Annotated in this window: 14 protein-coding genes; 6 read left to right on the forward strand and 8 right to left on the reverse strand. The window is 64.6% G+C overall.

Annotated features, from left to right (window positions below):
• Positions 1-64 precede the first annotated feature (64 nt).
• On the reverse strand, positions 65-829 hold the full coding sequence (gene bioH, locus C2U47_RS08510; RefSeq protein ID WP_069784165.1) for a pimeloyl-ACP methyl ester esterase BioH: 765 nt from the start codon (positions 827-829) through the stop codon (positions 65-67).
• Between the two features lie 38 nt (positions 830-867).
• Between bioH and C2U47_RS08515 the strand changes: the two genes are divergently transcribed.
• Positions 868-1,596: a ComF family protein gene (locus tag C2U47_RS08515; RefSeq protein ID WP_029313494.1), complete on the forward strand. Its 729-nt coding sequence runs from the start codon at positions 868-870 to the stop codon at positions 1,594-1,596.
• A gap of 148 nt (positions 1,597-1,744) precedes the next feature.
• Positions 1,745-2,323, forward strand: a complete 579-nt coding sequence (gene nfuA, locus C2U47_RS08520; protein WP_010672549.1) for a Fe-S biogenesis protein NfuA — start codon at positions 1,745-1,747, stop codon at positions 2,321-2,323.
• Between the two features lie 69 nt (positions 2,324-2,392).
• Here the strand turns inward: nfuA and gpsA are convergent, their stop codons facing one another.
• From gpsA to C2U47_RS08535, 3 genes are read right to left on the reverse strand one after another with little or no spacing between them, the layout of a single operon-like run.
• A complete protein-coding gene (gpsA, locus tag C2U47_RS08525) occupies positions 2,393-3,397 on the reverse strand; it encodes an NAD(P)H-dependent glycerol-3-phosphate dehydrogenase (RefSeq protein WP_069784166.1) in 1,005 nt (334 codons plus the stop codon).
• 2 nt (positions 3,398-3,399) lie between these two features.
• Positions 3,400-3,870: a protein-export chaperone SecB gene (gene secB / locus C2U47_RS08530; RefSeq protein WP_010672547.1), complete on the reverse strand. Its 471-nt coding sequence runs from the start codon at positions 3,868-3,870 to the stop codon at positions 3,400-3,402.
• Positions 3,871-3,917: 47 nt separating this feature from the next.
• Positions 3,918-4,349, reverse strand: coding sequence for a rhodanese-like domain-containing protein (locus tag C2U47_RS08535; RefSeq protein ID WP_010672546.1), 432 nt, complete (start codon positions 4,347-4,349; stop codon positions 3,918-3,920).
• 348 nt (positions 4,350-4,697) lie between these two features.
• Here C2U47_RS08535 and gpmM point away from each other — a divergent pair, with 348 nt between their 5' ends.
• The gene (gpmM, locus tag C2U47_RS08540) at positions 4,698-6,227 is read left to right on the forward strand and encodes a 2,3-bisphosphoglycerate-independent phosphoglycerate mutase (protein ID WP_039039496.1); all 1,530 of its coding nucleotides are present in this window, start codon (positions 4,698-4,700) and stop codon (positions 6,225-6,227) included.
• Between the two features lie 9 nt (positions 6,228-6,236).
• Positions 6,237-7,640: a peptidoglycan DD-metalloendopeptidase family protein gene (locus C2U47_RS08545; protein ID WP_039039497.1), complete on the forward strand. Its 1,404-nt coding sequence runs from the start codon at positions 6,237-6,239 to the stop codon at positions 7,638-7,640.
• Between the two features lie 206 nt (positions 7,641-7,846).
• On the opposite strand, the gene C2U47_RS08550 is transcribed toward C2U47_RS08545, so the two are convergent.
• Positions 7,847-8,497 carry a Qnr family pentapeptide repeat protein gene (locus tag C2U47_RS08550; protein WP_041214078.1) on the reverse strand — a complete coding sequence of 217 codons (651 nt, stop codon included), beginning with the start codon at positions 8,495-8,497 and terminating at the stop codon, positions 7,847-7,849.
• A gap of 88 nt (positions 8,498-8,585) precedes the next feature.
• Between C2U47_RS08550 and C2U47_RS08555 the strand changes: the two genes are divergently transcribed.
• Together C2U47_RS08555 and C2U47_RS08560 are read left to right on the forward strand one after the other, a co-directional pair.
• Positions 8,586-9,593, forward strand: coding sequence for a substrate-binding domain-containing protein (locus C2U47_RS08555; protein WP_039039499.1), 1,008 nt, complete (start codon positions 8,586-8,588; stop codon positions 9,591-9,593).
• 110 nt (positions 9,594-9,703) lie between these two features.
• Positions 9,704-10,093, forward strand: a complete 390-nt coding sequence (locus C2U47_RS08560) for a nuclear transport factor 2 family protein (RefSeq protein ID WP_049636706.1) — start codon at positions 9,704-9,706, stop codon at positions 10,091-10,093.
• A gap of 55 nt (positions 10,094-10,148) precedes the next feature.
• On the opposite strand, the gene C2U47_RS08565 is transcribed toward C2U47_RS08560, so the two are convergent.
• From C2U47_RS08565 to edd, 3 genes are all read right to left on the reverse strand, one after another.
• Positions 10,149-10,841, reverse strand: a complete 693-nt coding sequence (locus tag C2U47_RS08565) for an AraC family transcriptional regulator (protein ID WP_103261586.1) — start codon at positions 10,839-10,841, stop codon at positions 10,149-10,151.
• 138 nt (positions 10,842-10,979) lie between these two features.
• Entirely contained in the window at positions 10,980-11,621 is a 642-nt protein-coding gene (locus C2U47_RS08570; protein WP_039039502.1) for a bifunctional 4-hydroxy-2-oxoglutarate aldolase/2-dehydro-3-deoxy-phosphogluconate aldolase, read from the reverse strand.
• Positions 11,622-11,630: 9 nt separating this feature from the next.
• The gene (edd, locus tag C2U47_RS08575) at positions 11,631-13,427 is read right to left on the reverse strand and encodes a phosphogluconate dehydratase (protein WP_049636707.1); all 1,797 of its coding nucleotides are present in this window, start codon (positions 13,425-13,427) and stop codon (positions 11,631-11,633) included.
• Between the last annotated feature and the right edge of the window lie 45 nt (positions 13,428-13,472).

The raw sequence follows: 13,472 nt of genomic DNA on the forward strand, positions 1-13,472 counted from the left end.
TCCTCTGTAGGGTTGGCTAATTATCCACCAACCTGACGAGTTATTGAAGCCTGCCGCTCAAATCTCAGTCAATGAACCGCCGCAGGAGGGTGATGAACTGCTCTGGATGGGAGATGAAGGGAGCATGGGATGCCTTCTCCAGCACCAGACTGTGGCTGGCAGGATAACGCGCATCCAGCAAGGGAATGGCGGCCTTCGGCACCAGGGTATCTAGCCTGCCGTAAAGACGCAGCCAGGGCAGATCCAGGCCGATCAGTTCATCCCGCAGATCGACCTCGGCCAGCAGGCCCAGACCCGCCTCCAGGGCCGCAAGCCGGGGAGCGGGTCGCTCCGCCAGCCAGTGACGCAACTGGCGAATGTCGTTTCTGGCGTGCTCGCTGCCCATGGCCTGGATCGCGAGGAAGCGCTCTATGGTCTGCATGAAGTCGCCGGCCAGCATCTGGTTGAACCCCGCCAGCACCTTGGGGGCAATCCCGGGCCACTCGTCGCGGCCCATGAAGCAGGGAGAACTGGCTACGGTAATGAGAGAGTGAAGGCGTTCAGGCATGGTCAGCGCCAACTGACTCGCCACCAGACCACCGAGGGACCAGCCGAGCAGATGGCATTTTTCAGGCAATATGGCCGCCACCTGCTCTGCCAGCCAGGGCAGGGTGTAGTCTGTCCCTGCTTGCAGGGGGCTGTTGCCAAAGCCGGGTAGGTCCACCAGATGCAGCCGATAGTGGGCAGCCAGTTCTTGGGCAATACCGTGCCAGACGGCCCCGTTCATGCCCCAGCCATGCAACAACACCAGGTCCGGGCCCTGGCCAAACCGCTCAACCGATACGCTCATCTAGACTCAAGATCCCTGTTTATCTGCTTGGAGCCTGCATGTTAAAGCGGCTGCTCGCCAAAGCAAGTCCGATCCTTGGCACCCAGTCCGACTGGCTCGGTCTGTGCCTGCTCTGTCGCCAACCCTGTGACGAGACGCCCTTGTTGTGCTCCTGGTGCCGCCACGCCCAGCGCCAGCACGACAGACGATGCCTGATGTGTGCAGCACCGCTGCCGGAGCAACATCGCGAGAGCGAACTGCTGTGCGGACGATGCCAGCGCAGACCCGCCCCCTGGGAGCGTTTGCAGGTGATCGGCGATTATCAGGCTCCTTATGCCCAACTCATCCCCCGGCTGAAGTATTCCGGTCAGATCCTGCTAGCGCCGCTGCTTGCCCGCCTGCTGGCAGACCATCTGGACCTCGCCAACCCACCGCAGGTCATCATCCCGGTTCCCCTGCACTGGTGGCGCCAGTGGTGGCGCGGCTTCAATCAGGCAGAAGAAATCGGCCATGCCCTGAGCGCACTCACCGGCATTCCTTGCGACACCCGCGTACTGCGCCGGACAAGGTCGACCCCGCAACAGACCCGGCTCAGTGCCGGCCAGCGGCGACGCAATCTGCGTGGCGCCTTCGAAATAGAACCTCACCACTACCGGCATGTGGCACTGCTTGATGATGTGGTCACCACGGGCGCCACCGCAGGTCAGCTCACCCGGTTGCTTCATGAGCACGGCGTCACCACGGTAGAGGTGTGGGCCATCTGCCGTACCCTCCGACACCTGAAATAACCGGGCAGGGATCCGGCCCGGGAGTCCGCTGGCGGCATGATTCCGATACGCCCGGGCTCACAGGCTCGCCATCGGCACGCTACCCAAGCCCCGCCAAGCGAGTTATCATGAATACCCTAGTCGTACACTCAGGTTTATGAGGATAGTGATGATCAGCATTTCCGACACCGCCCAGGCCCACTTCCGCAAGTTGCTGGAGAAGCAGCCTGATGGCACCAACATCCGGGTGTTTGTGGTCAATCCGGGAACCCAGAATGCCGAGTGCGGCGTATCCTATTGCCCACCCGACGCGGTCGATCCGGAAGATCAGCACCTGCCGTTCAGCGGCTTCGACTGCCTGGTCGATCCCCTGAGCGCCCCCTTCCTGGTGGATGCCACCATCGATTTCGTCACCGATCAGATGGGCTCCCAGCTCACCCTGAAAGCCCCGAACGCCAAGATGCGCAAAGTGGCCGATGACGCCCCGCTGATCGACCGTATCGAGTACGTGTTGATGTCCGAGGTGAACCCCATGCTGGCCGGTCACGGCGGCAAGGTCACCCTGGTCGAGCTGACCGACGACAAACTGGCCATCCTGCAGTTTGGCGGCGGTTGCAACGGTTGCTCCATGGTCGACTACACCCTGAAAGAGGGGATCGAGAAGCAGTTGCTGGAGAAATTCCCGGGCGAGCTCAACGGCGTCAAGGATGCCACCGAGCACCAGCGCGGCGACCACTCCTACTACTGATTTGCCCCCTTGCGGCAAAGAAAAGGCCCCGCCAGCTGGCGGGGCCTTTTGCATTCTGCGGCTGGCAGATCACTCGTCCTTCTTGTCTCGCGACAGCAGGGCGATGGCCGCCTCTTTCGGATTCTTGCCCTCGTAGAGCACCTTGAAGATCTGTTCGCAGATGGGCATCTCGACGCCACAGCGGGCCGCCAGCAGATGTACTTCCTTGGTGTTGCGATAGCCTTCCACCACCTGGCCTATCTCGGCCATGGCGGTGTCAACCGACTTGCCCGCTCCCAGCGCCAGACCGAAACGGCGGTTGCGCGACTGGTTGTCGGTACAGGTCAACACCAGATCCCCGAGCCCCGCCATCCCCATGAAGGTCTTGGCATCGGCCCCGAGGGCGGCGCCGAGGCGCTGCATCTCCACCAGACCCCGAGTGATGAGCGCGGTTCTGGCGTTGGCGCCAAAGCCGAGTCCGTCAGAGAGACCGGCACCGATGGCGATGACGTTCTTCACCGCCCCGCCCAGCTGCAGACCGATGAAGTCCGGATTGGTATAGACCCGGAACGAGCGGCCGCAGTGCAGCAGGTGGGAGAGATCGTCGGCAAAGTCGTCGTGGGTCGAGGCCACCGAGATGGCGGTCGGCAGACCGGCAGCCAGCTCGCGGGCGAAGGTCGGGCCCGAGATGACCGCCAGTGGAATGGCATCCCCCAGCACCTCCCGCGCCACCTCTTGCAGCAGACGGCCGCTGTCCGGCTCCAGCCCCTTGGTGGCCCAGGCGATCCGGGTATCCGGGCGCAGGAAGGGTTTGACCCGGGCCAGTACCTGGCCGAACACATGGCTCGGCACCACCAGCAGCAGCACGGGAGCGGCTTGCACCGCCGCCTGTAGATCCGACGTCAGTTGCAGATCGGCCGGGAAGGGGACATCCGGCAAGAATGCCTTGTTGCAGCGATCCTGTTCCAGCTCGGCGACATGGGCAGGGTCGTGACCCCACAGCAGGGTCGGATGACCATTGCGCGCCAGAGAAATGGCAAGGGCGGAGCCATAAGACCCCGCCCCCAGGACCGAGATTGTGATCTGGTCGGCCATTATCAGGCTTCCGCAGTCGCCTGCTGGGCCTGTACCTGCGCCATGTGCTGGGCGAACAGGGCGTCGAAGTTGACCGGAGCCAGGTTCAGTTGCGGGAAGGAACCCTTGCTCACCAGGTTGGACACCGCTTCGCGGGCATACGGGAACAGGATGTTCGGGCAGAAGGCCGCCAGGCAGTGGGCCAGTTGCGGCTCCGGCAGGTTGCCGATGGTGAAGATGCCGGCTTGCTGCACTTCGCACAGGAAGGCGGTCTCGGTTTCCAGCTTGCAGGTGACAGTCAGGGTCAGCACCACTTCATAGACGCTGTCGGCCAGGACATTGGTCTTGGTGTCCATGTCCAGCTTGACGTCCGGCTGCCACTCTTTCTGGAAGATGTGCGGGGTATTCGGGGCTTCGAAGGAGACATCCTTGGTGTAGACACGCTGGATGTGGAATTCCGGTTGCACTTCCTGGTTGTTGATTTCGTCAGCCATTTCGTTTGATTCCTTTTTAAGATAATGAGTGGGCGCAGGCCCTTAAATCAGCGTTTTTTGGTCACCGGCAGATTGTCTGCACGCCATTGGGCCATGCCACCGCTGAGCACATACACCTGCTTGAAACCGGCCTTGCTCAGTTGGCGACCCGCGCCACCAGCGGTCATCCCCGACTCGCACACCACTATGATGGGGGCATCCTTGTGCTTTTCAACCGGGCCCAGATTATTCGCCTGGATCTGGGCGAGCGGCAGGTGATGGGCCCCGGCCAGATGACCCTTGGCAAATTCATCCTGACTGCGAATGTCCACGACGGTGGCATTTTCACGGTTGATAAGCAGGGTAGCGGCGTGGTTGTTGACCGCCTTCACCGGAGAAAAACGAGCACGCACAGTGGTGTACACCAGGGTGCCTGCCAGGCCCAACCAGGCTGCGGTCAGCAGCGGATTGCGGGCCGCGAAATCCAAATACTCTTGCATCTTCTACTATCCAGGGACCAAGACAAGGGCCCGAGTATACATGGGGCCCTGCATAAGATCAGCCATCTTGGCGGCAAAGCGAGAGCAAGCTCCCATCAGGGATGGCTGCCGATTCTTCCTCCTCCAACCGGGCCGAACGAGAGGATGCGCCATGCCGAAAAGAGGGGGGAAACAGAGGAAAACCCGCCGAGGCAGACAAGCCGGCAACATGCCTAAAACAGCGGGATAACAGTTAAAAAGCGAGGCTGGAGAGGGACTTGGCTATCAGGTGACTATTTCGGCAGATGTAGTAATATTACGCTAGTTTCACTTCCCGCAATTCATTCCTATCCGAGAGGACATAGCCTTATGTCAACAGCTAAGAAACCGCTGGTTCTGGTCATCATGGACGGTTGGGGCTACAGCACCAAGCAAGAGTACAACGCCGTTGCTGCTGCCAAGACCCCCAATCTGGATCGCCTGGCCCGTGACTACACCAGCACCCTGATCTCCGGCTCCGGCCTGGACGTGGGTCTGCCTGACGGCCAGATGGGCAACTCCGAAGTGGGCCACACCAACATCGGTGCCGGTCGCGTCGTCTATCAGGAGCTGACCCGCATCTCCAAGGACATCCAGGACGGCGACTTCTTCCAGAACGTCGAGCTGGCCAAGGCTGTCGACGCTGCCGTGACCAAGGGCAAGGCCGTGCACATCATGGGGCTGATGTCCCCGGGTGGCGTACACAGCCACGAAGAGCACATCATGGGCATGATCGAGATGGCCGCCAAGCGTGGCGCCGAGCAGATCTACTTCCACGCCTTCCTGGATGGCCGCGACGTCCCGCCGCGCAGTGCCCAGTCCTCCATCGAGCTGTTCGACGCCCTGTTTGCCCGACTGGGCAAGGGTCGTTTCGCCTCCATGATCGGTCGTTACTACGCCATGGACCGCGACAACCGCTGGGATCGCGTGCAGCAGGCCTATGACCTGATGACCCAGGGCAAGGGCGAATTCACCGCCGACAACGCCACCGACGCGCTGGCCGCTGCCTATGCCCGCGACGAGAACGACGAGTTCGTCAAAGCCACCCGCATCGGCGACGCTGTACCGATGATCGACGGCGATGCGCTGATCTTCATGAACTTCCGTGCCGACCGCGCCCGCGAAATCACCCGCGCCTTCGTCGATACCGACTTCACCGGCTTCGCCCGCACCGCCACCCCGGCCCTGCACTTCGTGATGCTGACCGAATACGCGGCCGACATCAAAACCGCCTGCGCCTATCCGCCCACCGCCCTGGTCAATACCCTGGGTGAGTGGCTGGCCAAGCAGGGCAAGACCCAGCTGCGCATCTCCGAGACCGAGAAGTACGCCCACGTCACCTTCTTCTTCAACGGTGGCGAAGAGGCCTGCTTCAGCGGCGAAGATCGCGAAATCGTAGCGAGCCCGAAAGTGGCTACCTATGACCTGCAGCCGGAGATGAGCTCCGAAGAGCTGACCGACAAGCTGGTTGCGGCCATCAAGAGCGGCAAGTACGACGTCATCATCTGCAACTACCCGAACGGCGACATGGTCGGCCACACCGGCGTGTTCGATGCGGCCGTCAAAGCCTGTGAAGCGGTCGACCACTGCATCGGTCGCGTCACCGACGCCCTGGCGGAAGTGGGCGGCGAGTGCCTCATCACCGCCGACCATGGCAACGCCGAGAAGATGATGGACGAAGAGACTGGTCAGGCCCACACCGCCCACACCAATCTGCCGGTTCCCCTCATCTACTTCGGTCGTAAAGCCGAGGTCGCCGAAGGTGGCAAACTGTCCGATCTGGCCCCCACCATGCTGACCCTGATGGGTCTGCCGGTGCCGCCGGAAATGACTGGCAAGCCCCTGATGATTCTGAAATAATCCTGCCCCATGCGGGGATGCGAAATTATTTCACAGAAAACCAGTCGCGTCGGCCTGTTGGCCGGCGCGCTGTTTTTTTGCCTGATCGGCGGTACCGGCACAGCCCAGGCTGCGAACCAGCAGCTGGGGGCCATGCAGTCCCAGATCAAGGAACAGCAACAGACCCTCAAGCTCAGCAAGCAGGAGCTTGCCAAGCTCAACACCCAGCTCAAGGCTGACGAGCAGGCCATTTCGGCTGCCGCCGCCAAACTCGAGCAGACCAGACAGCAACTCCGGCAGAACCAGCAGAAGCTGGCGTCCCTGCAGCAGGACAAGCTGGCACTGGAGCAGCAAGCCAAACACCAGAAGCAGTTGCTGGCCAAGCAGGCGGAAAGCGCCTTCCAGGCGGGCAACCACGATTACCTCAAACTGCTGCTCAACCAGCAGGATCCGGCCAAACTGAGCCGCGCCCTCGACTATTTCGACTACCTCAACAAGGCCCGTATCGAGGCCATTGAAGCCCTGCGCGCCACCCGTGACAAGCTGGCCAAGAACCAGCAGGCCACCAGGGAGACTGAGAACCGCCTCCAGACCCTGCTCGGCGAGCAGCAGGAGCATCACCAGAGCCTGCTGGCCAGCCAGCAGAGCCGTGCCAAGGTGCGCAACCAGTTGCAGCAGTCGGTGCAGGCCGACGAGCAGAAGCTCGACAAGCTGGTCAAGGCGGAGAAGGCGCTCAAGGCGCGGCTGGAAGAGCTGCGTCGTCAGCAGGAAGAAAAGGAACGCCGCGAACGGGCCGAGCGGGAGCGCCTCGCCAAGATCAAGGCCGAGCAGGAGCGCCAGCGCCGTCTGGAGGCCCAGCGCCTGGCAGCCGAGCAGAAGCGCATCGAGGAGCAGCAGCGGATCGCGGCCCAGCAGCGCCAGGTCGGCGAACAGCAGCGGCTAGCGGCCCAGCAGCAGCGCGTCGCCGAACAGCAGGCCAAGGTGGCGCAGCAGCAAGCTGCTGCCCGCAACAGCGCCAAGGCAAGCAGCAACGGCTACGGCGGTCTGAGCACGGGTGGCAACCTGCGCTGGCCGGTGCAGGGCCCCATCCTCATCTCCTACGGCTCGCCGCGTACCGCCGAGCTGAAGTGGAAGGGCACCCTAATCGGCGCCAGCGAAGGGACCCAGGTCAAGGCGGTGGCACCGGGCCAGGTGGTCTACGCCGACTGGCTCGACGGCTTCGGCATGCTGCTGGTCATCGACCACGGCAAGGGCTACATGAGCCTCTACGGCCACAACCAGTCGCTGCTGCGCCAGGTGGGACAAAAGGTGGAGCAGGGTGAGCCCGTGGCTCTGGTCGGCGACAGCGGCGGACAGGAGCGCTCCGGCCTCTACTTCGAGATCCGCTATCAGGGCGAGGCCATCAACCCGACCAAGTGGCTGGCCAGACGCTAAGCCCGCCTTGGCGGTGCCCGATCGGAGTCCGCTACCTCATCCCCAGCCCTTCTCCCGCGAGGGGAGCAGGGAGCAAAAGACAGCAACACCGCGTCGTTTACCACTTCACCCGACAAAAAGTCTGCATCGCGCAGGCTTTTTGCTTGCCAGGGGGGGCACCACACCGCCCGCCCCGATGATGAAAACTTACCTCTTTTCCACCCCGCTCAGGGGAAGACCACCAGCCCGATCTGCTCCAGCAGCCCCTGCTGCTGATCTTCAGTGATCTGCACCCCGGCGAGGTTGACCCGGCGCAGATCCAGACCGGGCAGATCGCACTGGCGCAGATCGCAGCCTTGCAGGTTGAAGCTGGTCCAGTCGATTTGCCCGAACTCGGAGCCGCTGAGATCCGAGCCCGCCAGGGAGGCGCCAAGCAGGTTGGCCCCCTGCCAGCGGTTGCCGGCAAGCTCGCACCGCTCCAGCAGGCAGCTTTCGAAGTTGGCGTAGCTGAAGTTGTTGCCGGTGAGGTGGGCCTCGCAGAAGTAGCTTTTGGCGGTGATCCGGTTGGCGAAGCTGGCGTGGGCGAAGTTGATCCCCATGGCCTGGCAGTCGCGCATCTCCAGCCCAAGACACTGGCTGCGGCCGAAGTCCGCCAGGGTGAGATCGCAGCGCAGGAAGCTCGCCTCCCGCAGATCGCAGCCCTGAAACAGGCATCCCAATTCCCGTTCCCTGTCATAGAAGCTGCAGTCGACGAAGCGGCACTCCCCGAGATCGAGCCAGGAGAAGTGACAGCCGATGAAGCGGCACCCCTGGAACTGCTCCCCCTCCACCTCCTGCTGCTCGAAGTGGATCCCCTCGAAACACCTGCCCTTGATCATCCCCTGCCCCCTGTTGATGGCGTCATATGCTGACATTGCCGTGCAAAAACGGTAATGTTACGTGTAACATTTTTTGCCGGATCCCCAGATGAACGACACCCGCAAGCGCCGCCCTACCCTGCAGGACATTGCCGACCTGACCGGTGTCACCAAGATGACCGTCAGCCGCTACCTGCGCGACCCGTCCGCCGTGGCCGAAGGGACCCGCGAGCGCATCGCCGCCGCGGTGGAGGAGCTCGGCTACATCCCGAACCGGGCGCCGGACATGCTGTCGAACGCCACCAGCAAGGCGATAGGCATCCTGATCCCCTCCCTCTCCAACCAGGTCTTCTCGGCGGTGATCCACGGCATCGAGGCGGTGACCCGGCCCGCCGGCTACCAGACCCTGCTCGCCCACTACGGCTACAGCCCGGAGCGGGAGGAGGAGCAGGTCGCCTCGCTCCTCTCCTACAACGTGGACGGGCTCATCCTCTCGGACACCCAGCACACCGAGCGCACCCGCAAGATGATCGCCACCGCCGGCATCCCGGTGGTGGAGACCATGGATCTGCCCCTCTCCCCCATCGACATGGTGGTGGGCATGGATCACCGGGCCGCCGCCCGGGCCATGGTAACAGAGATGCTGCGCCGGGGACGGCGCAAGGTGATCTACCTCGGCGCCCGGCTCGACGTGCGCACCCAGCTGCGAATGGAAGGCTACTACCAGGCGATGGCCGATTTCGGTCTGACCGGCCAGCACCTGCTGACGGAGCAATCTTCCAGCTTCACCCTGGGGGGAGAGCTGCTGGCCCAGGCCATGGCGCGCTTCCCCGATCTCGACGGCCTGTTCTGCACCAACGACGACCTCGCAGTGGGGGCCCTGCTGCAATGCCAGGCCAGGTGGATCCCGGTACCCCAGCAGGTGGCCATTGCCGGCAGCAACGCCCTCGACATCGGCCACGCCATGACCCCCAAGCTCGCCAGCATCGTCACCCCCCGCGAGACCATAGGTCGCGAAGCCGCCATCATGCTGCTGGCCCGCCTCGGCGGCCAGCCGCTGGCGACCAGGTGCAAGGACATCGGTTTCTCCCTCTATGAGGGGGAAAGCCTCGGCTGATCCCCGTCCATCATGGCGCGTTCGACCTCCATGATGGCGCCTTCTCCCCTCTCCCCTCGCCGCCCTCTGGCCTATGCTGGCTCCTCCATCCACCCTGTCAGGAGCAGACCATGCACCACACCGAACGATTGAAAGCCTGCCTGCAGCGCGTCATCTGCGATCCCGCCTTCCCCCTGGCGGAGCTCGACGCCTGGTTCACCCCCGACTACTGCCAGGAGGTGAACGGCGAGCGGCTCGACTACCCGGCGTTTCACCAGCACATCGCCACACTGCGCCGCCATCTGGCCGGGGCGAGCATCGAGTTTGTCACCACCCTGGCGCAGGGGGAGCGGGTGCACTCGACCCATGTGGTACGGGCCACCCGCCAGGACGGTGGCACCCTGGTCTGCAAGGTGAGCGGCCTCTTCACCTTTCGCGGCGATCGGATCTGCCACACCGACGAGGTGACCTGCCTGCTGGCAGGCAGCAAGGAGGATGCAGATATCGGCTCGCGACGCTGACTGCCGGCAACCCGCAGACACCGCCATGGCAGGTAGGAAGGCAGACAATGCGCCCTCAGGCCGCCGGTTCGCGCCGGGCAAGGCGCTGGAGGGCGCGGGACAAGGCGCCGGGATCCTCGTAGCCGAGCCGATCGGCGATCTGGGCCAGCGTGAGCCCCCGGTGCTGCAACTGGCGCGCCCGTCCCAGCACCACCAGCTCCCGCCACTGGCGAAAGCTGCACCCCAGCTGCTGGAGGAAGAGCCGGTTGAGGGTACGCACCGAGGCGCCGCAATCTGCCGCCAGCGCCGTCAGCGTCAGATGGATGGCGGGTGCCTGGCACACCCTGTCCAGCACCCGCAGCAGGCGCGGGTCCAGCGCCCCGGCGAGGGGAATGCGCGCCGCGAGCGGGTCGGCGCGCTCCAGCTCCTGGCCAAGCACCGTCAGATAGGCCCCTTTCACCTCCTCCTCGGCCAGCTCGGACAGGCGGGCGAAGAGGCCCGCCAGCAGTGGGCTGGCCTGCAAGGGGCCGAAGGCGGTACGGGCCGACGTCGGCACATAGAGGAGGGAGAGCCGGGAGCGGCGCAGCACGCGAAACTCGTGCTCCCACCCCGCCGGAATAAAGCAGATCTGGCCCGCCACCAGCAGTTCTCCCTCCCCTCGCCCCGTGATGATGCCGCCCCCGTCGTGCAGATAGCAGTATTGGGCATGGGGGTGGCAGTGCAGCGCGGTGAAGTGCCCTTGCGGGTAGGATGGATGCAGACAGGACATGAAGGCTCCAGGGGAGAGGGGCGGCCCCCGACCTTAAGCCAGGGCGAGGCCGGAAGCAAACGGCCCACCCCCTCCGGGGGCGGAAAAACAGCAGGCCACCCGGGGGTGGCCTGTTTAATTTTTCTAAACGATATTTGCTTAGCGTTTAACCAATTCAACCGCTTCCCGGGAGAGGCGGGTCACCTCCTCCCAGTTGCCGCTCTTGACGGCGTCTGCCGGCAGCATCCAGGAGCCGCCGACGGTGGCCACACATTTCAGCGCCAGGTAGTCGGCCACGTTTTTCGGGCCGATGCCGCCGGTGGGGCAGAATTTCACCTGGGGCAGGGGCGCCGCGATGGCGGAGAGTGCCTTGGTGCCGCCGTTCGCCTCGGCCGGGAAGAATTTGAGGTGGTCGTAGCCTGCTTCCAGCGCCTGCATCACCTCGGACGGGGTGGCCACCCCCGGGATCAGCGGCGCCGTGCTCTTGGCCGCGTGGGCCAGCAGGGCCGGGGTCATGCCCGGGGAGATGACGAAGCGGGCACCGGCAGCGACGGCGGCATCAAACTGCGCGCAGTTGAGCACGGTACCGGCACCGACCATGGCATCCGGCATCGCCTTGGCGATGAGGGCGATGGCGTCCAGCGCCACCGGGGTGCGCAGGGTGATCTCGAACACCGAGATGCCGCCATCCAGCAGGGCCTTGGCCATCGGCAGGGCCTGCTCCAGGTCGTTGATGACCATTACGGGTACCAGGGGGGAGGCGGCAAACACCTCGGCAGGGGTCACTTTCCAGTTCTGCATAGCTCTTCCTTAGTCAAAGATGGTGGCGCCGCACTCGGCGCTCGATACCGCGCGACGCATCACGCTGAACAGTTCACGGCCCCACCCCTCTTGTTCCAGGGTGAGGTCGATCTCGGCCTGGGTACGGCCACTCAAATCGGTCAGGCAGTCGAGGCGGCCGGACTCGGCATCCACCCGCAGCAGGTCGCCATCGGCGAGCAGGCCGATGGCCCCGCCGTGCAGGGCTTCCGGGGTGACGTGGATGGCGGCCGGGATCTTGCCGGAGGCGCCGGAGAGGCGGCCGTCGGTGACCAGGGCCACCTTGTGACCCGCCTTCTGCAGGTTGCCAAGCACCGGCATCAGCTTGTGCAGCTCCGGCATGCCGTTGGCGGCCGGGCCGTTGTGGCGCACCACGATGACGGCGTCCTGGTTCAACTCACCAGCCTTGTAGGCCGCCTCCACCGCATGCTGGGAGGAGAAGACCCGGGCCGGGGCCTCGATGACCCGATACTCGGGCGCGACGGCGGAAACCTTGACCACGGCGCGGCCCAGGTTGCCCGCCAGCAGCTTGGTGCCGCCGGTGGCCTGGAACTCGCTGCCAGAGGGGGAGAGCACGCTCGGATCCCCGCTCTCGCCCACCGGTTGCCACACCAGCTTGCCATCCACCAGTGCCGGACGGCTGAGGTAGTCCTGCATCTCGCCGAAGACCGGGGTGGCATCCATGTGGATCAGCCCTTCTTCGGCCAGACGACGCATCAGGCCGGGCACGCCCCCCGCCTGCTCGAAGGCGTTGACGTCCGCCGGGCCGTTCGGGTACATGCGCACCAGGAGCGGCACCACGTCGGAGAGATCGCTCAAGTCGTCCCAGGTCAGCTCCAGCCCGGTGGCGCGGGCCAGCGCCACCATGTGGATGCTGTGGTTGGTGCTGCCGCCGGAGGCGAGCAGGGCCACCAGGCCGTTGACCAGGGCGCGCTCGTCGATCACCGCACTCAGGGGGCGATAGGCCGGGGAGCCCGGGATCATGGCGCTGATGCGGCGGGCCGCTTCCTCGGTGAGGGCGTGGCGCAGCTCGCTGTGCGGATGCACGAAGGCGGAGCCCGGCAGCATCAGGCCCATGGCCTCGAACACCAGCTGGTTGGTGTTGGCGGTGCCGTAGAAGGTGCAGGTGCCCGCCGCGTGGTAGGCGCCGCACTCCATCTTGAGCAGGGCGTCGCGGCCCACTTCACCGGCAGCGTACTGCTGGCGCACCTTCACCTTCTCGTCGTTGCTGATGCCGCTCGCCATCGGGCCGGCAGGCACGAAGGCGGTGGGCAGGTGGGCGTGGGAAAGCGCCCCCATGATCTGGCCCGGGGCAATCTTGTCGCAGATGCCGAGCAGCAGGGTGGCGTCGAAGGTGTTATGGGAGAGGGAGACCGCGGTGGCCTGGGCGATGAGGTCCCGGGAGAAGAGGGACATGTCCATCCCCGGCTGACCCTGGGTCACGCCGTCGCACATGGCGGGCACGCCGCCGGCGACCTGGGCGCTGTGGCCGAGCTCGGCCAAGGCGCCTTTGATGATGTCCGGATAGCCCTGATAGGGCTGATGGGCACTCAGCATGTCGTTGTAGGCGGTGACGATGGCCACGTTGGCGCGGGTCATGTCGAGGATCCGCCCCTTCTCGTCACAGCTCGAGGCGGCCACGGCGTGGGCCAGGTTGCCGCAGGAGAGGGAGGCGCGGGTCTTGCCCTGATCGGCCTGGCGCTGGATGCGGGCCAGGAAGCGGGCACGGCGGGCGGTGCTGCGCTCGCGGATTCGGTTGGTCACCTGGGTGATCACGGGATGGGTCATAGCTTTCTCTCCAACTCTATATACGGGCGCGGTCGGCCGCAGCCG

The organism is Aeromonas sp. ASNIH7 (assembly GCF_002903485.1).
Lineage (GTDB): Bacteria > Pseudomonadota > Gammaproteobacteria > Enterobacterales > Aeromonadaceae > Aeromonas > Aeromonas caviae.